Origin of the sequence: Sphingobacterium sp. UBA1498 (assembly GCF_002325125.1) — a bacterium.
In the GTDB taxonomy this organism is placed as follows: Bacteria; Bacteroidota; Bacteroidia; order Sphingobacteriales; family Sphingobacteriaceae; genus Sphingobacterium.
In genome coordinates this window covers 87,014-111,307 of record NZ_DCRG01000032.1, presented here as the reverse complement: position 1 = coordinate 111,307, position 24,294 = coordinate 87,014, and the positions used below count along the sequence as shown (strand labels likewise).

Sequence of the window (24,294 nt, the reverse complement as noted above, 5' to 3'; positions counted from 1 at the left end):
TATTATTTTACATTGGTCTTTGACCTATTTCTGGATTGAGCTGTAAATATTTATTTGCTACCGGATATACATAGCTAGCACTATTAATTTTGAGTGTATACTCTTGATTTATAAATTGTCTTTTAAATTCTTTCGCCAATTTAGCATCAAGATTGAACCGACGCATATCCAGCCAGCGTAAACCTGTTCCGAAAAACTCCCGTCGGCGTTCATCCACGATGATTTGTAACGCCTGGTCTGCTGAGGTTGCCGATAACGGTGTAAAATCCTGTTGCTTGAATCGCTTTGCGCGCAGCTTGTTGACAAATTCCATTGCGGTCGCTGTATTTCCTTTTCGCGCCTCAACTTCGGCTTTGATAAGTAACATCTCTGGAACAGAAGGTCCAGCATTAGGAGCACCGACCATCACGCTCATTTTTTTTGAGCGCAATGCGCCACTTGGCATCTGACCAGTACCAGCTTGCATATAAACTGTACGTCGAAGATCTTTGGTATCAAAAAGAGAAACAAGCTCGGGATTTAATTGTTGATCAATCATTTGTCCAACCTGTTTTAAAAAATAGGTTTCAGGATGATTGAACGGAAGGGGGTATCCAGATGCCGATGTCGCGAACTGTTGTAAATCTAAAAGTGTTGCATTGTATTGGAGGGCTACATCTGCATGCGTCGCTGCTAAATCGAAATTACGCATATGAAGATTTACAATGGCCAACAAAGCTTCTACAGCAGCTTTATTCGGATGTCTATTATTGCTTGCCGTTGTCGGAATATCAACTAATGCTTCGTTTAAATCTTGAAGTATCTGCGCATACACCTGGGCGAGCGATGCTCGCTTTAGCGAAGCAAATAAATCAGGTTGTAAAAGCAGGGGTACCCCCAATGCATTTCCGGCAGTCTTTGGGTCATAAATGTCTCCATAAAGATTAGCCAACACAAAATAAGCATAAGCTCTTTGGATTTTCGCTTCTGCCAAGAGTGCACGCTTCTCCTTCTCTAAACCATCCTCGCTTTGCATCACGCCAGCAATGACTTCATTGGCCGTATAAATTTGTTTATAAGGTCTTGACCAGTTCAGATCTTCTGTATTATCCGGCACAAGTTGCGAGGACCAAATATAAGGCCACGCGATACTTTCAATTTGTTGTTGTTGGTATGCCAGATTAGCAAAAGTGATATCGTCACTAGATAATATCGGTGTACTAAAAGTAGGCGAAAATACCGTTGTATTATTTAAGAGATAAGCATAATCTGTAGTATACTTTAATTCCCTACGGTTATACTGTTCAACTTCCACATATTTACGGCAGCCCTGCATAACGGCTGTCAGCGCAAAAATCGATGCAAAAAAAATATATTTGGTTTTCATGCTGTTTATTTTTTAAAAGGTGGCGTCAATGGTTAAGAAAAAATTCTTGGTAGGCGGCAAATTATTATAGCTATTCGTGCGTACATAAAGGGGATCAATACCTAGTTTATTTGCTTTCCAAAGAATGCCTAAATTTCGTACTGCAGCGTTTACACCCACAGATTTAAACGGCGTACGCTTAAGTGAAGTTGACGGTACGCTATATCCCAACGATATCTGTTGAAAACGTATATGGCTAGCATCAATAACCATTAGCTCGGAATCTCTAAACCTGTTGAAGCTATTTGTATTTATGTTTTTTAAGCCCGGAACATTTGTTGTTGCTTCATCACCCGGATTTCGCCAACGCGCTGTCTGCATCTTGTTTGTGTTAAGCACACCATAGAAAGTTCCTTGGTATTGTGGATAATTACCAAATGTTTCCAGACGTTTGACATTTCCAAGATCGTAGGTTATGCGAAAGCCAAGATTAATACCTTTATATGAAAATGTATTCATAAAACCACCAAAGTAAGGCGCCGTTTTACGTCCCATATACACGAGATCTTCACGCACAAATACATTGCGTCCCCCTTGCGTACTCTTTACGATGTCACCGTTGGCTTTGGCAATTTGTGACTGTCCCGTCTCATCGAGCCCCCCCCACTTATAGGCATATAGATAATCCAAGGGCATCCCTTCTAAAATCGAACCATTGATGTAGTTACTAATGTCTGTTGCTATTAAGCGTGAATCCGTAACTTTGTTGGTGTTGTAGGAAAAGTTAAGGGTGGAGCTCCATCGAAAGTCTTTCTTGCGAATGATAAGTCCCTGTATACCCAGATCGATTCCATTAGATTGCATTGTTCCGCCATTAAATTGGAGGTCTGTCCATCCATATGTCGCATTATAAGGAAAAGTGTACAGGATATCACGTGTGTGTTTTTTATAAAGATCAAATGCGATGTTTAATCTGTTATTGATCAAACTGATATCAAGTCCGTAATTTTGCGTATATACCTTTTCCCATCCAACCTCAGGGTTTCGCGGTTGCGATATTGATGCCGGTATTTCACCTGTTGCATAATCAGGTCCTTCGACGTTGATGATGGTAACATTCGATCCACCTTGTGGAACGGTACCACCGACACCATAGGTAATACGAAGGTTCAGCGCATTTAGCCAATCGACTTCTTGCATAAAACGTTCGGACTTGATATTCCATTTGGCCCCAGCAGACCAGATTGGTTTAGCTCGCTTCGATCTTGAAATACCAACCAACGTAAGATCGTCAAAACGTGCACTTGCAGACAAAATGTACCTATCTTTAAGAAATGATAATGCTCCATTGGAGTAATAAGACATCTTGCGTAGGTTAGCTCTGCTAATGCCATCTGACCCCGTAATCGACTGCTGCCAGCCCTCTATCCCCATGAAGCTACCAAGCTGATTATACGGAGCGATTGAATAGGTATCTTCATTAAAGCCATATCCCGTTTGTGATGAGCTAAAGCCTGTTTGAGAACTAATCTCTGCTCCTGCGAGAAGATTTAAATTAACGAAGTCACCCCACGTCTTATTGACATTACCTTGCAAGCGAATATTATACTGTGTGGCATTTTGGTCTCGCAATGCGATTCTCCCGCCCTGTACGAAATTTTTGGTGAACGTATTATTTTGGAAATCAACAGTAGAATAATAATTTAAAAAGTCACGCATTGAATAACTTTTTAATTCGTCAAGATTTCGACTGTTTGCAATGGTACGTTGAAGCATACCTGACAGGCTGATGTTCGCCCAGCTAGTCACTTTGGCGTTGAGATCAGCATTAATTCTTATTCGATTGTCTTCAGTGGTATATTTGTTGTAGTCCAGTTCATCTATTGGACTATAGGTCCAGTCATACAACCCAATCTCTTTTAGATTTGCTGCTACAGACTCTGTAAAACGCAATGATCGCCGATTTCTACTTCCATCGGGATTAACCAATAATTCATATGGCCTTAATCCCTCAGTCGAATTGCCAATGGCGTTTGCCGCAACTTGGTTAGCAACAGTATTCGTATAATTATAATTCAATCCCGTTGTCAAACTTAATCGTTGATTTAAAAAGTTTGTCGATAAAGTTGAATTCATAAAAAAGGACTGGGCCTGATTGGAACGGAATACGGGAACATCCTTTGCGTAGCTGCCCGAGAACGCATACGTTGTCCTTCCATTTCCGCCTGAGAGGGAAAGGTTGTGCTGTTGGGTCACTGCATTCTGTAGCAGGTATTTCCGAATTTGGCTGGTATTGTCAATTTGACCTAAACGATCGAGCTGTTTAGCCAACTCATCATCGCTAATCAATCCCTTTTTATTTTTATACATCCATTGAACCGCTTCACTAGCAGGCTTATTGGTATTAAAAGGTTGCCATGACGAATTCCAATCTTCCGGATCAGCTATCCAGCCATAATCGAACATTTCCTTTTCAAAATCAATATACTGCGCAGTGGTCATCCGATCCAAGCTATTAAGATCTGCTGGAGCTGAAATACTGAGGCTGGTATTATAAGAGATGACGGGTTCGCCTACACGTCCTTTTTTTGTTTCAATGACGATAACACCATTTGCCGCCTGCGCCCCCCATATGGAAGCTGCTGCCGCATCTTTAAGTACGGTAATACTTTCAATATCTGCCGGATTTAAACGACTCAATATGGAATTGTTGGCAAATTGCGTGGTATTTTTTACCAAGTCCTGATCGATTGCGGGAAAGCCATCTATGACAATAAGTGGACGCTTAGAATCGCCATCTGTATTGAAGGTGTTTACTCCTCTGACGGTGATTGAATTCTTCACCGGGTCAACCTGTACGCCAGGAATCATGCCTGCAATGCGATCCAAAAGATTAATGGAAGGCACTTCCTTCAACTGTTTAGCGGTAATTTGACCAAAAGCCCCAGTTGCACGTTCTTTTGCAATTTTTTGGTATCCTGTCGACACAACTTCAACCTCATCCAGTTGATTGTTAACCGAGCCCAGGGTGACATTGATCTGTGTATCGCTGCCGATGACCTTTCGGGTAGGCTCCATACCAACATAAGAAAAAATGATTGCTTCTGCTGGATCCTTTAGGCGCAGGGTATAGCTTCCGTCGCTACTGGTGGTTACACCCGACCGTACGGCGTAGCCATCCGGTATCACAGTAACACCAGCAAGTGCTGTTCCGTTGTTATCTTTAACCTTACCCGTAATGACTTTCCAGAAGCGGTCGTCTCCATCATTGTCTCGTTTGCCCCGCGAATCTTTTATAATCGTGAAGTAATTGTTCTGTACATAAAGAAACAAGAAGTTATTTGGATAAAGAAGTTCTTTTAACACGGTCTCCACAGGAAGCCTTTTGTTTTTCGGAATATGCTCACTGTTGACAAAGGCATCCCGGATCAAGCCCTCTTCATAGGAAAATTTAGTTCCATAGATTCGGGTAACTTCGCTAAGAGCCTGACTGAGACTAGCTCTTTTTTGCGCAAAACTACCCGTGGTACTCAACAGGCAGACTATAGGCACAAGTAATTTAGTTTTCATAAATTTCGATTGATTAATTTTCGTTTTTTAATTAGGTTTTATTATTATTTGTTTGTTTTTCATTTCGATGTTTACATTCATAGTATGTTTGATAACAAAGAGGATGTCATCTATTTTTTTGACTGGTATAACACCTGTAAATCGCTTATTGAGCAATGTTGGATCTTCTACTACAACTTGATAGCCATAGTTATCTTCCAATACATCTACAATATTTGCTAAGCTGTTATGTTCAATACTGAGTTCACCGCGCGTCCAGGATAGCACCCTATTCGCATCGTTAGTAACAACCTGATTTGCTTTTGCCGATGTATCATAGACGAAAGTCTCCCCTGGTTTTAGTATACGATCTTCACCGTTTTGTCCCTGAATACGGACGCTTCCCTCAAATAGAGCCACTTCGATACGTCCACGACGGTCTTTCACATTAAACTTTGTCCCCAACACAGTCAATGAAAGATCCCCCACGTGCACAACAAAGAAGTCGCTTTCGCGCAGACGGTTTTTAATGGCAGTATGTTTTACCTCAAACATGCCTTCTCCTTCAAGCCAAACTTCGCGCGGTTTATCCGTTTTCCAACTGCGGACGTATGAAATGTGAGAGTTACTATTTAGTCTGATGATAGAAGAATCCGGAAGGGAAAGTCGACGTTGTTCACCGAAGGCCGTATTGGTCTCTTTAGTCCCAAATTGGCTAACATCATATGCCACCACAATAAATAACAAGATGGCTGCTGCAGATGCTGTCCACCGGAATAAAGTGCGTACAATCCGACTACGTTGTTTTTTGCTTTCGTAGATTGGAATTTGTGCTTGAATCCTCGCCCAGCGCTCGTCACTATTTAAGGTACTTTGTGCAGTGGTCTGATTCTGGATCAATAAGGCCCATGTTTTGGCGAGAGCCATTTCGTCTGAAAGATGTGGATAATGAAGACTAAGTTCAGACCAAAAATCGGTTAAGGTAGCTTCCGGCATTAGCACTGCCAGCACAAAATCCTCATCCGCAAAAAAATCTGTTGCCTTATAATCTTTATATTTTGATAATCGAGAGTTCATACTGTTTTATATAGGTTACACCACTCGACAGAATTTTACCCCAATAAATTATATTTTTTTTAAAAAAAACAGACTTACCCAGTCAAATCATCATTAAACAGCGCTAATGCTGACTATGATTGTAAATAATGTCTATTATTTATTTCGGAAAAACTTGCAGATAGGTGAAAGATTTAGTGATAACGCAGCTCGTTAAGTATATGGAGTAGTACCAATAAACCAAAAGTGCCAAAATGTTTCCTCAAACTTTCCAATGCCCTGTAGTACAATTTATAAGTATCTTTGGTCGAAAGACCCATAATTTCGGCAATTTCGTCATACGGCAACTCTTCAAAAAAGCGCAGGTGGATAACTTCTCGTTGACGTGTGGTCATCTGCTGCAGCGCTTGATCCAGCTTATCTCTTACCTCTTGGGCACGTTCCTGACGGATCATACTGAGATCATGAGGTAGTTCGATGGTAAAGGGCAAATAATCAAGGGATGAGTGAGCAATATCCGCCCTTCGCATGGATTGTTCTATTTTCTTGATCAGTGTGCGCCGGAATGCCTTAAACAGATAATTTTTCACCGCGACATCTACACTTAAAGTTTCCCGATTGCACCATAGTTTAACAAATAGCTCTTGAATGCTATCTTCGATGATTTCTTCGTCTTGCGTAAATTTAAATCCATAATTGAACAACAGGTGGTTGTAGCGTTCAAAAAGTATTTTGAACGAAGGTTCATGTCCAACTTGAAACATTTGCCAAATCTGTTGATCAGAGTTCATTTATAAATTTGAGCCGTTTTTGCTTTTCAGTTTAAGTAGATAAAATTTAATTCAAATCTAGCAATTTTTTTCGATCAATCTAATCATTGATTAGATATGCATAGGCAATACTAGGTATACAAAAATAAGAAATACATATTACATCAGTACGCAATCAGGTAAACATGCCCCTATTTATCGATTTGCAATTGGTCGGGAACTGCCTATGCTATCGCATGATCCTAGCTATACATATTTCTGTCGCTCATTAGCGTCATTTCGTCTCATATCGCTAAAGGAACTTTTTTAGACCGATAAATTTGAACCGTAATCAGATTTAAGAATGAATAGAAAAGAAACAATAGAACAGATCTCAAAACTATCCCAAGTATCAGCCCCTGAATGCGAAAGAGTCCTGGATGCACTCGAAATCGTACTCAGCCAAAAATTAGCGCGAAAAAAGGGGCTTCGACATAGCTTCGATTTACTCTATAAAATTATGGAAAAATTAAAGGATAAAATCGTCATTATATTCTTGTTCACCTTAATTTCTACGGCTGTTCATGCTCAGATTCCCCCAACACAAAAAATAGGCGGGGTCGTCACAGATCGATTATCCGGCCAACAGCTCGCTGCCGTATCTATCCGAGTGTTGGAAAAACCAGGTTTGGTTGCAGTAACCTCCGATAAGGGTGAATTCGTTTTGCCCAATCTTCCAGTCGGACGATATACCGTACAGGCTTATTGCTTAGGCTACGAGCTTACAGTGATTAAAGAGATTATGTTAACTTCTAAAAAAGAGATCGCATTAGAAATTGCGATGGATCCGACGCATTACGTATTGAAAGACGTAGTAATGGCAGCCAATAAGGAAAGAGCTTCAAATAAAATGGCGCTGACTGGAGGACGTTTACTTCGGATTGAAGAAATTAATCGCTATGCCGGCGGAATGGATGATCCCGCCCGTCTGGTTAGTTCTTTTGCCGGGGTATCTTCAAGTCTTGGAAATAATGGCATCTCAGTACATGGAAATGCACCAAGTATGCTTCAGTGGAAACTTGAGGGAATAGAAATACCGAATCCAAATCACTTTGCAGATATAGCGACTTTGGGCGGCGGCATACTGACTTCATTGAGCACAAATGTTTTAGCCAACTCGGATTTCTATAATAGCGCCTTTCCTGCAGAATATAACAATGCCGTATCAGGGGTATTTGACCTAAAATTGCGGACAGGAAATAATCGGAAACATGAACATACCTTCCAAGCAGGGTTATTGGGCTTGGATTTCGCTTCGGAGGGACCTTTTAGTACAAATAATGATGCTTCTTATTTGATTAATTACCGCTATTCTACAACAGGCTTAATGAGCAAACTTAACGCAGGAGAAACTAATGGGCAGTTATTGGACTATCAGGATCTAAATTTTAAATTAAACTTTCCGAGTAAGCATAAAGGAACATTTTCAATTTGGGGAAACGCATTAGCCGATAGGTTCCGTACAAAAAAAGAATCAGAATCAAGCTGGAAGTATATGGATGATCGTAAATCCTCAAAAACAGACCAGATGTCTGCAGCAGCCGGCATTACCCATCGCTATTTTTTTGAGAATGGAGGAGTTCTTCGTACCACTTTGGCCACTACCCATTCAACTAATAAGGCAACCGAAGATATCTTCAACGATAGTACCGAAATGCCCTATTTAAATTTAAGAAACCGCTATACCAATGTGATTTTAACATCTTCCTTTGATAAAAAATATGCGGAGAAGTATAGCAATAAAACCGGCTTTACGGTAACAAACATGTATTACAACACCCAGCTGGATCGTTCACCTTTTGTAGGAAAACCATTGCAGGCAATTTCCGAAGGAAAAGGGACTACCACATTGCTTTCAGCTTACAGCAGTTCATTAATTGAATTAAACAAAAAAATCTATGTAACATTAGGGCTCAATGCACAGTTATTAACCCTGAATAACCATTGGACGGTTGAACCACGAGCTGCTATAAAGTGGTCTTCAGGACCTAAAAGCTCGATTGCCATGGCTTATGGCCTACATAGCCGTATGGAGAAGATGGACGTATTCCTTGTAAAAGATAGAGGAAATGGCCAACCACTAAATAAGGATGTTGATTTCACCAAAGCGCACCATATGTCTTTATCCTATCAATATAAACTGTCGGATAACATGCGTATCAAACTAGAACCGTTTTATCAATATCTCTTCCATGTGCCAGTTATTGCGGATAGCTCATATTCCATCCTTAACCGCAACCTATTCTACGTGGAAGATGCGCTGGTGAACCGGGGCAAAGGACAGCATGTCGGATTGGATATTACAATCGAGCGCTACTTACAAAAAGGTGTTTATTATATGTTGACCGCCACTCTATTTGATGCCAAATTTGCGGGTGGAGACGCCATTTGGCATAACGGCAAATTTAACAGGCGTTTTATTATTAATGGATTGACAGGCAAAGAATGGTTTATGGACAAACAGCAACGGGATCTACTAAGCGTTAACCTGAAATTGACCTTGCAAGGAGGAGAAAGATATGCTCCGGTATTGGAAAAGTCTTCCCTTAACCATCCTGATAAAGAAATCCAATACGAGGAAAAAAATGCATTTGCTAAACAATTCTCCCCCATGTTTATCGCTAATTATTCGATAAGTTATAGACTTAACAGATTGAAACGATCGCACGAGATTGCAATCAAATGGCTGAATGTTACAGGCGCAAAAGAGTATTATGGACATCAATATAATCTAAAGACAGGGGCCATAGTACCCAAAAAACAAGCAACATCACTTTTTAATATACTGTATAGAATGGATTTTTAATGTAATTTTAGTACCTATATGAGCCAAAGCAAACCGTATCATTTTTTATTTGCCTCCAATTATAGACCATGGAGGCATCTAACCTTTATTGTAACCTTAGTTATTATTACTTTTAATCAAACATTTATAGTGTATCAAGACATTATGTCTTCTTTGGGAAACACTATCTTTTTAATTTGTTTTCTCTCATTTGTCACTTACCTACTAACAACATATCTGAATTATTTTTACCTCATACCAAAGTTCTTGTTAAAGGAAAACTATACCATTTATATCCTTTTGTTAGTATCTTTTGTGGTAGCGCTTATGGGCTGCACGCTTGTTTTGGAATATTCCATACGCGCAATTTTGAGTCTACCGCATCGCATAACATCCTATAGCAATCCAATTATCCTAATAGACAGTCTATCTTCCTCAGCAATGACTATAATCTGTCTATGGAGCATGTCAGTTATAAAACTCTTTCGAAAATGGAATAAAAAGAACGAAGATGTGATGATGCTGGAGCAGAACTTCCTTGAAACAGAAGTAAACAAACTGAAAGGACAAGTTTCGCCAATCTTTATGTCGAGAGCCTTACGTAAAGCGGCCTTAATAACCGCATCAGATCCACAAAAAGCCTCACAAATATTGATGTTACTCGGTCATTTACTGCGCTACCAACTCTATGACTGCGATAGAAATAAAGTTTTCCTTAATTCCGAAATAATCTTCCTAAAAAACTTACTACAATTAAAAAAATTTATTGAAGATAGCCGTTTTGAATATGTTCTGGAGGTAAAGGGAAAAACCAACAATTTGCTGATTTCTCCTCTTTTATTCATCGTATTGATACAGTCCATACTGATAGCAAATGAAATTAAAAGCTTAAGTATTAACGTTGAAATTTCAGAAAAAAAAATACGCTTTATCGTAAACTATGAGAACACTTATCTATTACCCCCGGAATACAAAATGGAAATAACCGACAAATTAAATATGCTCTATCCTGATTTATATATATTTACTATGGAATCCGGAAATATAAGTCTTCAACTAGATCTTAAGGAATGGAAATAGCCGTAGAAAATAAAGAAATTGCTTTCTTAATTGCGGATCGCTACAGCATACAAAGGCATCTTTGTATGCAACTATTTATGCTGTTAATTTCAATTGGGATATTCTTCGATGCGCCTGATAAACTAAACTTATCTTTCGACAGAACTTGCGGTTGGGTAGCCTACTATGTGTTTATGAATATGCTGGTTTATGTAAACGTTTACCTGCTCTTCCCCTTCTTTTTGGCCAAAGATAAGCTGATACATTATTTAATTGCTGCCGTGTTATTTTCCGTACTTGCGTTATTGATAGTGATAATCCTACAACATATGTTTTACGATATCGCAGTCAGCCGAAACGATCCCAGCCCTACAGCTATATTTCTGAGTTTAGCATCTAGCCTATTGGCAATCATCCTATTTATTGTCGGCACTTCATCCCTTTTACTCTTTAAGCCTTTAATAAAAAGCAAAATAAAGCAGCAGGAGTTACAAAAAGCAACTACTGAATCGGAACTCAAATTTTTAAAGAGTCAAATCAATCCTCATTTTTTATTCAATACGATTAATAATGCCAATATACTGGTGGATGAAGATCCTAACATGGCAGCCCACATTTTAACCAAACTGGATGACTTACTGCAATACCAGTTCACTAACAACAGCAGGGATAAAGTTTCATTGTCTGACGATGTATGTCTATTGACAGACTATCTGGAATTGGAGAAAGTCAGAAGGGACCAATTTGAGTTCGATATAAAAATTTGGGGAGACAGCAATAAAGTAATTGTTGCTCCTTTGTTATTCATTCCTTTTGTAGAAAATGCTGTTAAACACAACCTGAACAGTAATGGCATATCTTATGTTAATATATCCTTTCAATTAGAAAAAGAATCCCTTATTTTTATATGCAAAAATTCAAAATCTATAAACCAAAGGCAAAAAGAAAGGGGGGGTATCGGATTGAGCAATATCGTTCGTAGATTACAGTTGCTTTACGAAAATCGGCACGATTTAGAAATAGAAGAAACAGAACAAAATTATATCGTAAAATTAACGCTACTATTATGAGATGTATCATTGTAGATGACGAGCCTATAGCGCGTAAAGGAATAAGGAAACTAGTCGATCAGATTGCATCTCTTGAACTTCTTGAAAGTTTCAACAATGCTGTTTCTGCGGGTATATTTATACAACAAAACGCTGTTGATTTAATCTTTCTGGATATCAATATGCCGGAAATTAACGGAATTGAGTTTGCACAAAATATTCCCAAAAATACGCTTGTGATTTTTACCACCGCTTATTCCGAATATGCCGTAGACAGCTATGAGGTCGACGCAATTGATTATCTTGTTAAACCTATTGATACCGTTCGTTTTCGTAAAGCTGTAGACAAGGCGATTGTTTATCATGGACTTCTTTTAGATGAAGAGAATAAAAATTTAGAGCAAATCACGGATGATTATATTTTTGTAAAATCTGACCGTAGATTTTTTAAGATCAATCTCAACGAAATTCTTTTTATTGAATCTCTTAAAGATTATGTCATTTTCCAAATGGAAGATCAACGCGTGATTACACGTATGACCATAAAGAATATACATGACTGGCTTCCAAAATCTATTTTCTTGCGGATAAATCGCTCCTATATCATTAATAAACATAAAATCGACTCATTTGACCATAATGACGTGTTTATCGACAAATATGAAATCGCGATTGGCAAAACCTATCATGATACCTTTTTTCAAGAGATTCTCCCTTAATACTTTTTAATTTAAACTGGCCAGCCTATTTTGAAAGTCAATTATTTCCCATACAGTTATGAAAAAAATATTTACTCTTCTCTTTATTATCCATCTTACTGCGCAGGCTTATGCACAACGTAAGCAATATGAAACAGCCGATATCAACTCCTGGTTTGAAGAGCTCAAAACTGCCTCAGATCAGAGTTTCAAGTTATGGAATAAAAGTATATACGGACCAATTCTTCTTATTGATCCCGCCACACGCACGATCTATGCCAACGAATTGGATGGAAAAAAAACTTTAAAACCATCAGCTAACTTATATACTGGAATTCTACCTCAGGAGGTCAATTTTTCCAACACGGCACTGGATTGGAATGACAAGAGGTGGGCAATGATTATGTTGCCACTTCCAGAAAACAGGGATGATCGTATAAATCTGCTTGCACATGAGTCATTTCATCGTATACAACCTGATTTGGGTTTCTCACTAAATAATGCGAACAATAATCACCTCGACGAAAAAGATGGCCGGATTAGCTTACGTCTTGAATTTGAAGCTTTAAAACAAGCTTTAATGTCCACACATAAAAATGACATGAAACGTCATCTCACCAATGCCCTATTTTTTAGAAAATATAGATACGTGTTATTCGATGAAGCTGCTAAAAATGAGAATTTATTGGAAATTAACGAAGGAATTGCCGAATTTACAGGAATAATAGTCAGTGCCCGCAGCGATGAATCGACAAAACAATATCTTATAAATGGTATTAATCGATCTCAAAACAATCGCACCTTTGTAAGATCATTTGCCTACCAAACGACGCCAACTTATGGTTATCTGCTGTATAAAACGGATAACGATTGGAATAAAAAAATAGATAAAGAAACTGACCTAACAGCATTATTTATCCGCAAGTCTGCTATTTCTCTCCTTCCGCCAACTGAACAAAATTTTAAAAATCTTTCCAAAGCATATAATGCAGCTGTAATTTTTGAAGAAGAAAATAAAAGGGATGCTGAAAATAAACGCTTAGTCAAAACTTACAAAAACAAGTTTGTCGAATCTTCTCATTTTGAAATTCGTTTCGAAAAAATGAACTATTCTTTCGACCCTAGAACCATCATTCCAATCGAAAACTTGGGCACATACTATCCCACCACCCGAATTACAGATGTTTGGGGGATTTTAGATGTCACAAATGGGGCTTTAATTAGTCCTGATTGGAAAAAGGTATCCATCACTAAACCTATATCCATTGAAAAAAATCTCATTAAGGGGGATGGATGGACACTAGAGCTCAATAGTAATTACACGATAGAAATTGATCAACAAAACAATTTTTACTTAAAGCATGTAAAAATAAAATAACAAAATGAAGTCGGAATCAGCTCCTCTACGGACATATGCAGCATACGTATCCCTAATCCAATTGCTCCAATGCATCTCACTTCGCTATTGGAGCAAAACCTTTATTTTGAAATTTCTTGAAAAAATAGAGAACCAATAAAAACTGTGTATAGCCATATACCGCATCTTCTACAGGAATCGTCAGTATCCTGATGCCCATAAATTCCATTGGGTTGTAATTCACTATTGGCGATTCCAATCCAGTTCCCGTGAGTATACCATTCACAGGTAAAAAGCCCAACATGAGCAGGGTAAAAACCAAAGAGGCTTGCGTAATCCATTGCACGCGTAAAACAAAATGGAAAATCAACAGTGTTAAAATAGTGACTACAGCGGTTACCAGGGTATAAATTCGATCGGTATAACGGAGAGCAACCACGGCGCATATAATGATGCTTACAAAAACGACGATGTTGTTAAAGGCGGAAAGGGATTGCAGTTTAAAAAATTTGTCAATGCAAAAATAAGTAAAAATACAAGAAAAAGGAATGAAGATAAAGAACAGCCACTCTTCTATCGGCAGTCCTGCTATCACCAGTCCTAAAGTATATCTTGTGTCAAACCACCAAACTCCCTCACTTGTAAACCACACATCCCAAGCGATAAAAAATATAGCAACAAGCGCAGCTGCTTTTAAGAATGGAAAAAATTCACGGTCGAATCGAAGCCGCTTGTCGAAGGATGCGACAAAACAGATTACTACCGTAAAAAATAAGATAAGCGAATAAGTATATTGCATCATATTTTTTCATTGTTAGAATACATTTTAAAGTATTTCATTGGCACATACAAAAAACCGAAACATTCCCCTTCTTCCTTGCCCAAATGTTTGTGATGCTGCTTGTGAGCACGCCGAAGAGCCAAAAAATAACGATTATTTGTTTTACTCATCCATTTGAAACGCTGATGTATAAAGATATCGTGAACGAAGAAATAAGCCAGGCCATACAGCATAATCCCAATGCCGATATAAAAAAGATAATTGTAATCTCTTAAAGAACCAAAATACATTAGCGCGATGGTCGGAACAGCAAAAATAATGAAGAAGTAATCATTTTTCTCCAAAAATCCCTCGTTACTATGATCATGGTGATCCCTATGGAGCATCCATAAGAAGCCATGCATAATATATTTATGAATTAACCAGGTAGCGCCTTCCATGGCGATAAAAGTGAGCAGTATAATAATCAAGTTCATATTGCGATAAGCTGATGGATTTATAAATAAGCCGCCTTATAGCGCACGTAACTTTTAACTGCGACATAAGCTTTTTGAATATTAGGTATTCTAATCCTATTTTCCAAAATTTCTTCAGAAGATTTCTTTCGGATCTGTGAAAAGAGAGAGAGATAATATTTATAAGCTAAATAAACTCCAAACTTAGACGACGCAGGTAACTTCTTGATTCCCAAAAGTGCTTCTTTAAATTCGGTATGAATTTCCTCTTCGATACGACGTTTCATGATATTATCGAATTGGCTCATATCCAAATTTGGAAAATAGGTGCGCCCAAGCACCTGATAATCTTCTTTTAGATCGCGTAAAAAATTGATTTTTTGAAATGCAGAACCGAGCTTCATGGCATAAGGCTTTAGCTCTTCATAGCGCTGACGGTCGCCTTCACAAAAAACCTGTAGACACATCAGTCCCACGACTTCTGCAGAACCATAAATATATTCCTTGTAGCGTTCTGAATTGTACTCAACTTTGTTGAGATCCATCTCCATACTATGAAGAAATTGATTGATAAGGGACATATCAATATTATATTTGCGTACGGTTTCCTGAAAAGATTGCAGGATAGGGTTTAACGAAATGCCTTCATCTAAAGCGTTGGTGGTTTCCAAATAAAGTCGCCCCAATAACCGTTGCTTGTCATAACCATGAAAACTATCGACAATTTCATCAGCCAATCGTACATAACCATATATCGCATAAATACTTGCACGAATGCTCGGTTTTAGAGCCAAAATACCGAGCGAAAAACTTGTACTATACTTTTCAGTTGTTTTTTTGCTCACTTCATAAGCGAGTTCATCAAATAGTTTTTTCATGATCTTATAATTTACGCAATAATTCAATGGCTTCTTTGGCAACTATCTTACCCGATATAATGGATGGAGGTACCCCGGGGCCGGGCACCGTCAGCTGCCCTGTATAAAAAAGATTCTTAACTTTCTTATTCCTGATTTTCGGTTTCAATACCGCTGTTTGTGTCAATGTATTTGCTAATCCATAAGCATTTCCGCCATAAGCATTATAATCGCTTACAAAGTCGCTCACACAGTAACTTCTTTTATATACGATCTGTTCATATAACATATTTGAACCAGTATGCTTTTCTAGACGCTTTAACATATGAATAAGATATTTTTCACGCGTTTCTTCATCGTCCGAAATAGCTGTAGCCAATGGCATTAATAAGAAAAGATTCTCCGTATTTGCAGGCGCCACATTGGGATCCGTTTTGGATGGACAACAAGCATAAAACAAAGGATTCTGAGGCCACTTCTTTTCGCCATAGATACATTCAATATGATCATCCAATGGATGCTCAAAAAACAAGGTGTGGTGCGTTAAATTAGGAATAGGAGACTTCATACCTAAGTAATATATCAAACTGGATGGTGCAAACGTCCTGGTTTTCCAATAATCCTCATCGTAGTTTCTGAACTCTTTATCTAATAATGTTTCAATATGATGATAATCTGCCGAGGCAACCACAACATCATAATCATGATACACTCCGTTAATCTCCAGCGAACTGATCGTATTATTTTTAACCTTCATTCCATCGACATTATGATCAAAATGAAAAGTTACGCCTTGCTTCTCAGCCACCTGTTGCATCGCTAGCACCAATTGAAAAAAACCTCCTTTTGGATAATGAGTACCTAATGCATAACCGCCATAATTCATTAGGCTGTATAAGGCCGGAATATCTTTGGGTGAAGCACCCAAAAATATAACAGGAAATTCCATTAATGTGCGTAGCCTCTGGTCCTTAAAATATTTAGCAACATAGGATCTAAAATTAGAAAGCAGATCGAGCTTAAAAGCACTAAGAGCAATCTTAGGGGACAGAAATTCACTCCAATTGTGACAGGGTTTATTGACAAAGTCGCGCATGCCTACCTCATACTTAAATTTGGCAGCCTCCATAAATTTATCCAGCTGCTCACCCGCTCCAGGTTCGATCTGCTCAAACAACTGCTTTAATTCCGGATAAGATTCGGGTACGCTAATCTGCCCTGAACTAAATATCATTTCAAATTGCGGATTGAGCGAAACGAGCTCAAAAAAATCCGCTGTACTGCAATCAAAATCTAAAAAAAATGACTCAATGATATCAGGCATCCAGTACCAGCTTGGTCCCATATCAAATTTAAATCCTTCAACTGTGTCAAACTGTCTCGCCCTCCCACCGGGCACCGTATGCTTTTCATAAACATGTACATCGCATCCAGCCTGAGCGAGATAAGCCGCAGCTGAAAGACCTGAAAAACCCGCACCTATAACTGCTACCTTCTTCTTCATTTATGTTAATTTGATTCCTTCTTCTTCACTGATGTTAATTAAACTAAGGATGTTATTTCGCTATATTGATCTGCTCCAACAGTTTATCTGGTGAAATATTCTTATCATAAATCACCTGATGAAATTTGCTCAGCTTATCCAATAAACTTATTAATGTTATTTTTTCACTGTATGTCAAATTACCTGAAACAATTTGTGTTGCATGCCGTATTTTTTCCATTTGTTGATCTAAAGCTAATCGACCATTCTCCGTAATATAAATCACTTTACTTCGACGATCCGATTCTGAATTTTGCTGGCTAATCCATCCTTGTTTGATTAAACGGTTAATAATGGCCATACCCGCAGGTTTTTCATGAATATTCCTTCTGATTAGCTCCATTTTTGTCATCTCGCCAAACGACCTAAGGGTAATAAGATATATATATTCCTCCTGGGTTGAAAAATCAGATTCCCATATAGCCGCTTTGGAATAGCTTTTTGCAAACCTATTCATATGCACAAGTAAGGTGCTGATTACACTCTCTGGCGTGCGCCCATTCTCTTTTCCTTCCCAATAGGGCTCAACAGAAATTCCTGTTTCCTTTGCCGTTACCCAACGCTTAAATCCATCGGAGTCATCGCTAAAGCTATCAGTAACTTCTGTTTCCGCGTCAAATTCCTCGACTAATCCAATGATTTCTTTTAAAAGCTTATACTTCATACGCACAAATTAGAACACTAATATACTACTATAGTTTTATGTATAAAAAAAAAGGGTTGTTTTTAGGATAAAAATAAACTAATCAAAATAATATAGAGCTTAATTCTGAGTTACTATTAGTTTGTAATATACTAAAAAACAGCAATAATACCTGAATTTGAGATCAAATAGACCGCATATGTATTAAATTTTGTTACGGATGATACGATCAAGCTCACTTCGACTATACGGAACAAAAGAATGTAAGGGTTTTATTGTCACCAATTGACGAATGCCAGTGACAATAAAGAAATGAAAATGAGATTTTAAAAACGATCTTATTTTGACAGATGTCCATCTCTAAAAAAGAATTATGGCAAAATCGAATCAAAATCAACAAAAAATGCCAAATGAGCATTTACATGAGTTATTTGTAGACGAATTAAAAGATATTTTGGGTGCTGAAAAACAACTTTTAAAAGGGTTAAAGAAAATGAGCAAAGCAGCCGAAGATGAACAACTGAAACAGGCATTTGAAAAACATCATGGCCAGACCGAACAGCAGATTGAGCGGCTTAAGGAAGTGTTTTCCGTATTGGGAATCGCTGCTCGAGGTAAGAAATGCAAAGCCATGGAGGGGCTCCTAGAGGAAGCTGACGAGATTATCGAAAATTTTGAAGGAGACCCAGCATTGGATGCAGCGCTTATTTCTGCAGCGCAAAAAGTTGAACATTATGAGATAGCAAGTTATGGTTGTCTGGTTACATTTGCAAAGCTGATGAAACATTCAGAAGCAGAGCAATTGCTACAACAAACACTTGATGAAGAAAAAGAAACAGATACGTTACTTACAGAAATTGCTGTTTCCGGTGTAAATGAATCTGCTTAAGCATTAATAACCAAAAATGAAATGCCCGAAAAATCGGGCATTTCATTTTTGGTTTCAAATCCTGTTCCTGCAATATAAATTCCATCTTATATGTTTGGAAACCTAAGGGAATGACGCTTTTAAACTTCTATATTCCGAGGATACCGAGTATACATTGATTAATTTCAATCTTACAAGAAGTATATCTCTGCTTCCAATATCGAAATTGAGAGTGATCTTTTCCTATCAAATTTTAAACGATTTCATCGGCATATTGTTCTTCAATCAAGAAATATCATATGGAAGATCTATTATATTCGATAGCCGTCAGCATAGTCATTATTTGGGCGGTAACTTTTCTTGGCGGGTTTGTAACAGAAGATATTGTTCACGTCTTATTAATTTTGGCTACTGTAACATTCATATTTCGTGCAATAACAATTAATGGGAGCCGCGAAGCTCGCAGATCCGAGGAATAAGATATTGCCGACACGACTAAAGCTTAATCATTTTCGTTTAAATTTACTTTTCGCCTACTCAGATTATTTTTTTGGAATAAAAATCCATTTTAAATTTACTTCGTGATACATCGTGTGATGGATAAAATGTATTTATTCTATTTATAAAAACGCTAACTGTCTAAAAGGAGAGGCAGATTGCTACAATGCTCGGGAAAGAATACCTAGCCAAACCGCTAACTAAAATTAAAAATTTATTTATATTTTAGGGTATTTACACAGGAAATAACACAAATAAAAGATGTAATGGCTTATGAAGATTCTCTTGACAGGTGTGACGGGTTATATTGCCAAACGCCTATTACCCGTATTATTGGAGCAAGGACATGAGCTTATCTGCTGTGTTAGGGATAGAGATCGTCTCAATATTCCAACTGAACAGCATAATATAGATGTTATCGAAGTAGATTTTCTGGATAAAGAAACACTCAAAAACGTGCCGACTGATTTTGATGTAGCTTATTATCTTATACATTCGATGGCTACCCAAACTGGCGACTTTCAACGCATGGAAATTGAATGCGCTACCAATTTCAAAAATTTCATTGAGTCGACCAAAGCACGGCAGATTATCTATTTGAGTGGAATAAGTAATTCCAATCAGCTTTCCAAACATCTGGATTCAAGGAGAAATGTAGAAAAAGTATTAGCAAGTGGTTCAATTCCCATTACAACATTAAGGGCTGGTATAATTGTCGGGTCAGGTAGTGCTTCTTTCGAAATCATACGCGATTTAGTGGAAAAACTCCCCATTATGGTGACACCAAAATGGCTTAAAACTAAATGCCAGCCAATAGCAATCCGGAATGTCATTGAATTTATGGTCGGTGTTATGCTGAACGCTGAAACATACCACAAAAGTTATGATATTGGTGGTCCGGATGTTCTTACTTACAAAGAAATGCTTTTGCAGTATGCCACTGAAAGAAAGCTTAAGAGACATATTTACATCGTTCCCGTGATGACACCCAGACTATCTTCCTATTGGCTCTATTTTGTTACTTCGACTTCATACAATTTGGCAAAAAACTTAGTTGACAGTATGAAAGTAGAAGTGATTTGTAAACCAAATCGTCTAGCCGAGCAACTTGGCATCACACTGATCAACTACCGTACCGCTATCCAATTGGCTTTCCAAAAAATTGAAAGTGACCATGTGATTTCGAGCTGGAAAGATGCGCAGACCAGTAACATTTTATCTGGAGGATTGAGTAGACTGCTGGAAGTACCCGCTTATGGCTGCTTTAAAGATGTACGTAGTGTTACACTGGGCAACAGTGACGCTTCATTAAATAAGATCTGGTCTATAGGAGGACAATCGGGTTGGTACTATGGCAATTGGCTTTGGAAAATCCGGGGCTTTATGGATCAATTGGTTGGTGGGGTCGGGATGCGACGAGGGCGGAAAAGCAAAACTGATCTTTCCGCAGGTGACACCCTTGATTTTTGGCGTGTATTAATTGCAGATAAAAAACAGAAAAGACTACTTCTCTATGCAGAGATGAAATTACCGGGTGAAGCGTGGCTCGAATTTAAAATCGAGGGACAAACGTTGATACAAACTGCGACTTTTAGGCCATTGGGAATTTCAGGTAGGCTATATTGGTATGCCGTGCTACCATTTCATGCCTTTATATTTAAAGGACTAATCGAGCAAATAGCAAAATTGGAAAAATAATGTGTTGATTACTGTTATTTTGACGCCACTTTTACGATTATATCAATTTTTTAGGAAACTATGTTGTATTTTCACTGAGAGATGAACACCCATCGGTGGATTCACATCGCTAACAATGCAAAAAAAATGACCATCCCAAATCAAATACATAAACCATACGACACATCCGATAAAAGCGACTTCAATACCTGTCAACGAATTTTGGAGGAACTTTGTAGCCAGACCAAAATGAGATATGGTTTGATACGTAAGAAAGATGGACTAAAATGGGGAAATTGGTGCGTTTATGACTATCAGTCTCAGCAAATAGTCAATAAAAACAGCGACACCTACGTTAAAATATATCAAGAAATTAGAACAGGTTTTTCGCCTATTTACATTAATGATAGTACACAATGTACTGTTGATCAATGGACTGACGTTCTTCAGGAATTCGGCTTAAAAAGTTATATCTCTTACCCAATAGTTAACAAGAAGGATGCTATTGTAGGGCACATGAGTTTTATGAATGCGGAGCCTGTACATTTTGACCGAACCAAGTTGGAAACGCTGCTCCCCGTTTGTAGTGATTTAATTGCAATAGATTTTAAAACAATATTCGGCCTTAACAAGGCGAGAAGAGAATTAAAACAGGAGCTCAGTTACACTAAAAACAGAGAGCTCATTTTAACCTCCCTAGCCCATGATCTGAATAACCCTGTGAGTATCGTAAAGGTGATATCACAATATCTGATGGGGACTGTAAAAGATGATAACCAAAAACGCTTAATAAAGAAAATAGAAGAAGCGTCTCTTCGGATGAAAGGAATGATCGATGATATATTGGATTTCAGCAGTATACGTCTTGAAAATAAACCCACAATAATTAATGAATGTTTCCGGATCGATACTTTAATTAGACAAATCCTATCCGAATATGAATTTTTACATAATAAAACATTAATGGCCAACATCGATCTTCCAACTGAAATACGTTGTGATCAACATAAAATGGGAAGGGCCTTTGCAAATTTAATTGGAAATGCAATAAAGCATGGGAACCCGGATAAAAATATAGAAATCAATGCATTCATTGAAGAAGGGCAATTTATTTTTAGCGTTACAAATGACCTTATATTCCCTCAACAAGTGTCGGATTTATCAAACTTATTCGAACCGTTTATGCGAGGAGACAATAGCAAAGGTTTAGGATTAGGACTATTTATTGCAAGTGAAATAGCAAAACTTCACAAAGGGACAATAATCGTTCACTCAGACAACACTAAGATTACCTTTAAGCTGGTTATCCCTACAGATTTCATGAGATCTATTCAATTGAGATCTATTCAATAACATATATTAAAGTTGGTCTAACATATAACGTACAATTGACATCACTTCAAAGAGGGTGTGCCAATCACACCCTAAATCTCGTCAAGTACTTCACATCTTTGGTACTGGACAGTTTTGTTCAATAAGTTTCTCATGTTTTAGCTCGATCCAGAAGTCATTGGGGATCTTAACGTTGAACGAATTTGCATTTTCTACCGCCTGTTCAGCCGTATGTGCACCCGGTATCACTCCAGATACTTCTTCGGGAGCTGCCGAAAATTGTAATGCTGCTGTGCGAAGATCAACATTATGATTTTTTGCGACCTGATACAAAGCATTTAGTTTTTCCTTGACACCAGCAGGGAAAGTTCCATCGTAGAGATAACGGTTTTTTCCAGCTAAAAATCCAGCACATAATGGCGCTCCCACAATGATTGAAATACCTCGTTCAGCTACTTTAGGAAAAACTTGATTCAGCCCTTCCTCGTGTTTTATCAATGAATACTGACAGGCTGAAAGAAAAACATCTGGATCTGCAACTTCCAATGTCTGTAATATCGGTGCAACGGTATTAACTCCTAGCCCCCAGCCTTTAATAATCCCTTCTTCTCTCATCCTAGTCAATTCAGGCATCGCCCCGTGTGCAGCTTGCTCGAAATAATAAGAATAGCTGTCTTTCATATCTCCATTGTCTGGTGACAGGTCATGAATAAATACCATATCTATCGAAGATAGTCCTAAGCGTTGTAAACTATCTTCTAAGCTCCTTCTTACACCTGAAGCAGTATAATCATAGCGGTAGCCAAAATTTAATTTCCCTTTCCACAGCGGCTGGTCCATTTTAAAATCCTCTTGAGGCAACATGAGTCTGCCCACTTTTGTTGACAAGGTAAAACTTTCCCTAGGCTGATCTTTTAAAAATAAGCCCATTCGGCGTTCGCTTATGCCTAAACCGTACCATGGGGATGTATCAAACAATCGTATTCCCGCCTTCCACGCCGCTTCTACCGCCTCCAAACATGCGTAATCAGTATGGTGCTGAAATCCATTCCCTAAGGCTACGCCTCCAAATCCTGCCTTATCAACTGGACGAAATCTTTCCTTTTGCATTAAATTTTCTGTTGCATTCATATCTTTTCCATTAATGTTTAATTTACCCATTCGCTTAGCTCCACCAAATCAACTTTGCTCCCGTTTCACTCTTTCCGCAAGTTCATCATGCGCAGTAAGATCAAGACGTAACGGTGTAATGGATACTAAATTATGCTCTACTGCCCAACGATCTGTGCCTTTATCAGCAGGTTCTAAAGGTACGACAGTGATCCAATAGTTTTCCCTTCCCATAGGATCTTCTCCCGATACAACCCTGCCGTCATACAACCTTACTGATTGTCTTGTCCATGCTATGCCCTGGGGTTGGGCTGGGAAATTCACATTGTAAAGCGCGGGTTCTTTATTTTCCATTAATATTTTTAGCACATCGCTTGTCCATGTAGATAAGCCTTCAAAATCCGGTTCAGTCTTTCCGACAGGGGTGCTCAAAGCAATACCCGTAACACCAAGAAGGGTGGCCTGCTTAGCAGCAGCTAGTGTCCCCGAATGCCACATAGAATTACCAAGATTCGGCCCCATATTGATACCGGAAAGTACAACCTGCGTATCAGGAAACATATGTAAACCCAATGCTACGCAGTCTGCCGGAGTTCCATTGACCCTAAAAGCTTCAATATCTTCAAAAGTAATAGGTGCCCGCCGATAACTTAGCGGCCGGGAATGCGTGATCGCATGTCCCATTGACGACTGCTCCACATCGGGTGCCACAATTTTTACTGTCCCAAACTGTTTCGCTATCCTTGCCAGTGCTGCGATACCAGGCGAATAAATGCCATCGTCGTTGGTAATAAGTATATTCATAGTTGTTCTTTTCTTTAAA

20 protein-coding genes are annotated in these 24,294 nt (G+C 38.4%); 9 read left to right on the top strand and 11 right to left on the bottom strand.

Annotation, left to right across the window (positions count from 1 at the left end; translation table 11 throughout):
- Nucleotides 1-7 precede the first annotated feature (7 nt).
- From B3139_RS17535 to B3139_RS17520, 4 genes are all read right to left on the bottom strand, one after another.
- Entirely contained in the window at nt 8-1,366 is a 1,359-nt protein-coding gene (locus tag B3139_RS17535) for a RagB/SusD family nutrient uptake outer membrane protein (RefSeq protein ID WP_293884833.1), read from the bottom strand.
- A 12-nt stretch (nt 1,367-1,378) separates the two neighbouring features.
- On the bottom strand, nt 1,379-4,915 hold the full coding sequence (locus B3139_RS17530) for a SusC/RagA family TonB-linked outer membrane protein (RefSeq protein ID WP_293884832.1): 3,537 nt from the start codon (nt 4,913-4,915) through the stop codon (nt 1,379-1,381).
- 27 nt (nt 4,916-4,942) lie between these two features.
- On the bottom strand, nt 4,943-5,971 hold the full coding sequence (locus B3139_RS17525) for a FecR family protein (protein WP_293884831.1): 1,029 nt from the start codon (nt 5,969-5,971) through the stop codon (nt 4,943-4,945).
- Nucleotides 5,972-6,144: 173 nt separating this feature from the next.
- Nucleotides 6,145-6,741 carry an RNA polymerase sigma factor gene (locus B3139_RS17520; RefSeq protein ID WP_293884830.1) on the bottom strand — a complete coding sequence of 199 codons (597 nt, stop codon included), beginning with the start codon at nt 6,739-6,741 and terminating at the stop codon, nt 6,145-6,147.
- Between the two features lie 322 nt (nt 6,742-7,063).
- Here B3139_RS17520 and B3139_RS17515 point away from each other — a divergent pair, with 322 nt between their 5' ends.
- From B3139_RS17515 to B3139_RS17495, 5 genes are all read left to right on the top strand, one after another.
- Complete coding sequence (locus tag B3139_RS17515) at nt 7,064-9,565, top strand: TonB-dependent receptor (RefSeq protein WP_293884829.1); 2,502 nt, start codon at nt 7,064-7,066, stop codon at nt 9,563-9,565.
- A gap of 444 nt (nt 9,566-10,009) precedes the next feature.
- Entirely contained in the window at nt 10,010-10,624 is a 615-nt protein-coding gene (locus tag B3139_RS17510; RefSeq protein ID WP_293884828.1) for a histidine kinase, read from the top strand.
- Entirely contained in the window at nt 10,615-11,673 is a 1,059-nt protein-coding gene (locus tag B3139_RS17505; protein ID WP_293884827.1) for a sensor histidine kinase, read from the top strand. The genes B3139_RS17510 and B3139_RS17505 overlap by 10 nt, the downstream gene beginning before the upstream one ends.
- On the top strand, nt 11,670-12,371 hold the full coding sequence (locus B3139_RS17500) for a LytR/AlgR family response regulator transcription factor (RefSeq protein WP_293884826.1): 702 nt from the start codon (nt 11,670-11,672) through the stop codon (nt 12,369-12,371). The genes B3139_RS17505 and B3139_RS17500 overlap by 4 nt, the downstream gene beginning before the upstream one ends.
- A gap of 58 nt (nt 12,372-12,429) precedes the next feature.
- Nucleotides 12,430-13,728, top strand: coding sequence for a hypothetical protein (locus B3139_RS17495; RefSeq protein WP_293884825.1), 1,299 nt, complete (start codon nt 12,430-12,432; stop codon nt 13,726-13,728).
- A gap of 76 nt (nt 13,729-13,804) precedes the next feature.
- Here B3139_RS17495 and B3139_RS17490 read toward each other — a convergent pair whose 3' ends face one another.
- Genes B3139_RS17490 through B3139_RS17470 form a run of 5 tightly spaced genes read right to left on the bottom strand, consistent with a single transcriptional unit; the run spans nt 13,805 to nt 18,007 of the window.
- Nucleotides 13,805-14,509, bottom strand: coding sequence for a lycopene cyclase domain-containing protein (locus B3139_RS17490; RefSeq protein WP_293884824.1), 705 nt, complete (start codon nt 14,507-14,509; stop codon nt 13,805-13,807).
- Complete coding sequence (locus B3139_RS17485) at nt 14,506-14,964, bottom strand: sterol desaturase family protein (RefSeq protein WP_293884823.1); 459 nt, start codon at nt 14,962-14,964, stop codon at nt 14,506-14,508. The genes B3139_RS17490 and B3139_RS17485 overlap by 4 nt, the downstream gene beginning before the upstream one ends.
- A gap of 20 nt (nt 14,965-14,984) precedes the next feature.
- Entirely contained in the window at nt 14,985-15,821 is an 837-nt protein-coding gene (locus tag B3139_RS17480; RefSeq protein ID WP_293884822.1) for a phytoene/squalene synthase family protein, read from the bottom strand.
- Between the two features lie 4 nt (nt 15,822-15,825).
- Nucleotides 15,826-17,304, bottom strand: coding sequence for a phytoene desaturase family protein (locus B3139_RS17475; protein ID WP_293884821.1), 1,479 nt, complete (start codon nt 17,302-17,304; stop codon nt 15,826-15,828).
- A gap of 52 nt (nt 17,305-17,356) precedes the next feature.
- Nucleotides 17,357-18,007 carry a MarR family winged helix-turn-helix transcriptional regulator gene (locus B3139_RS17470; protein ID WP_293884820.1) on the bottom strand — a complete coding sequence of 217 codons (651 nt, stop codon included), beginning with the start codon at nt 18,005-18,007 and terminating at the stop codon, nt 17,357-17,359.
- Nucleotides 18,008-18,359: 352 nt separating this feature from the next.
- On the opposite strand from B3139_RS17470, the gene B3139_RS17465 reads away from it, so the two are divergent.
- The 4 genes from B3139_RS17465 to B3139_RS17450 all read left to right on the top strand — a co-directional run bounded on the left by B3139_RS17465 (nt 18,360) and on the right by B3139_RS17450 (nt 22,382).
- On the top strand, nt 18,360-18,875 hold the full coding sequence (locus B3139_RS17465; protein ID WP_209577996.1) for a ferritin-like domain-containing protein: 516 nt from the start codon (nt 18,360-18,362) through the stop codon (nt 18,873-18,875).
- A gap of 278 nt (nt 18,876-19,153) precedes the next feature.
- A complete protein-coding gene (locus B3139_RS17460) occupies nt 19,154-19,333 on the top strand; it encodes a DUF5670 family protein (RefSeq protein WP_293884819.1) in 180 nt (59 codons plus the stop codon).
- A gap of 292 nt (nt 19,334-19,625) precedes the next feature.
- Nucleotides 19,626-21,050 carry an SDR family oxidoreductase gene (locus B3139_RS17455; protein ID WP_293884818.1) on the top strand — a complete coding sequence of 475 codons (1,425 nt, stop codon included), beginning with the start codon at nt 19,626-19,628 and terminating at the stop codon, nt 21,048-21,050.
- A gap of 126 nt (nt 21,051-21,176) precedes the next feature.
- A complete protein-coding gene (locus B3139_RS17450; protein WP_293884817.1) occupies nt 21,177-22,382 on the top strand; it encodes a GAF domain-containing sensor histidine kinase in 1,206 nt (401 codons plus the stop codon).
- Nucleotides 22,383-22,472: 90 nt separating this feature from the next.
- Here B3139_RS17450 and B3139_RS17445 read toward each other — a convergent pair whose 3' ends face one another.
- Together B3139_RS17445 and surE are read right to left on the bottom strand one after the other, a co-directional pair.
- Nucleotides 22,473-23,492, bottom strand: coding sequence for an aldo/keto reductase (locus B3139_RS17445; RefSeq protein WP_293884816.1), 1,020 nt, complete (start codon nt 23,490-23,492; stop codon nt 22,473-22,475).
- Nucleotides 23,493-23,540: 48 nt separating this feature from the next.
- Nucleotides 23,541-24,275, bottom strand: coding sequence for a 5'/3'-nucleotidase SurE (surE, locus tag B3139_RS17440; protein WP_293884815.1), 735 nt, complete (start codon nt 24,273-24,275; stop codon nt 23,541-23,543).
- Nucleotides 24,276-24,294: the final 19 nt, after the last annotated feature.

What these genes read in the sequence shown, in the direction of transcription:
- B3139_RS17485 (WP_293884823.1), bottom strand. Translation starts at nt 14,964, where the DNA reads ATGAACTTGATTATTATACTGCTCACTTTTATCGCCATGGAAGGCGCT.
- B3139_RS17465 (WP_209577996.1), top strand. Translation starts at nt 18,360, where the DNA reads ATGGCAAAATCGAATCAAAATCAACAAAAAATGCCAAATGAGCATTTA.
- B3139_RS17520 (WP_293884830.1), bottom strand. Translation starts at nt 6,741, where the DNA reads ATGAACTCTGATCAACAGATTTGGCAAATGTTTCAAGTTGGACATGAA.
- B3139_RS17455 (WP_293884818.1), top strand. Translation starts at nt 19,626, where the DNA reads ATGAAGATTCTCTTGACAGGTGTGACGGGTTATATTGCCAAACGCCTA.
- B3139_RS17515 (WP_293884829.1), top strand. Translation starts at nt 7,064, where the DNA reads ATGAATAGAAAAGAAACAATAGAACAGATCTCAAAACTATCCCAAGTA.
- B3139_RS17450 (WP_293884817.1), top strand. Translation starts at nt 21,177, where the DNA reads ATGACCATCCCAAATCAAATACATAAACCATACGACACATCCGATAAA.
- B3139_RS17470 (WP_293884820.1), bottom strand. Translation starts at nt 18,007, where the DNA reads ATGAAGTATAAGCTTTTAAAAGAAATCATTGGATTAGTCGAGGAATTT.
- B3139_RS17445 (WP_293884816.1), bottom strand. Translation starts at nt 23,492, where the DNA reads ATGAATGCAACAGAAAATTTAATGCAAAAGGAAAGATTTCGTCCAGTT.
- B3139_RS17525 (WP_293884831.1), bottom strand. Translation starts at nt 5,971, where the DNA reads ATGAACTCTCGATTATCAAAATATAAAGATTATAAGGCAACAGATTTT.
- surE (WP_293884815.1), bottom strand. Translation starts at nt 24,275, where the DNA reads ATGAATATACTTATTACCAACGACGATGGCATTTATTCGCCTGGTATC.
- B3139_RS17495 (WP_293884825.1), top strand. Translation starts at nt 12,430, where the DNA reads ATGAAAAAAATATTTACTCTTCTCTTTATTATCCATCTTACTGCGCAG.
- B3139_RS17480 (WP_293884822.1), bottom strand. Translation starts at nt 15,821, where the DNA reads ATGAAAAAACTATTTGATGAACTCGCTTATGAAGTGAGCAAAAAAACA.
- B3139_RS17505 (WP_293884827.1), top strand. Translation starts at nt 10,615, where the DNA reads ATGGAAATAGCCGTAGAAAATAAAGAAATTGCTTTCTTAATTGCGGAT.
- B3139_RS17535 (WP_293884833.1), bottom strand. Translation starts at nt 1,366, where the DNA reads ATGAAAACCAAATATATTTTTTTTGCATCGATTTTTGCGCTGACAGCC.
- B3139_RS17530 (WP_293884832.1), bottom strand. Translation starts at nt 4,915, where the DNA reads ATGAAAACTAAATTACTTGTGCCTATAGTCTGCCTGTTGAGTACCACG.
- B3139_RS17460 (WP_293884819.1), top strand. Translation starts at nt 19,154, where the DNA reads ATGGAAGATCTATTATATTCGATAGCCGTCAGCATAGTCATTATTTGG.
- B3139_RS17475 (WP_293884821.1), bottom strand. Translation starts at nt 17,304, where the DNA reads ATGAAGAAGAAGGTAGCAGTTATAGGTGCGGGTTTTTCAGGTCTTTCA.
- B3139_RS17510 (WP_293884828.1), top strand. Translation starts at nt 10,010, where the DNA reads ATGTCAGTTATAAAACTCTTTCGAAAATGGAATAAAAAGAACGAAGAT.
- B3139_RS17490 (WP_293884824.1), bottom strand. Translation starts at nt 14,509, where the DNA reads ATGATGCAATATACTTATTCGCTTATCTTATTTTTTACGGTAGTAATC.
- B3139_RS17500 (WP_293884826.1), top strand. Translation starts at nt 11,670, where the DNA reads ATGAGATGTATCATTGTAGATGACGAGCCTATAGCGCGTAAAGGAATA.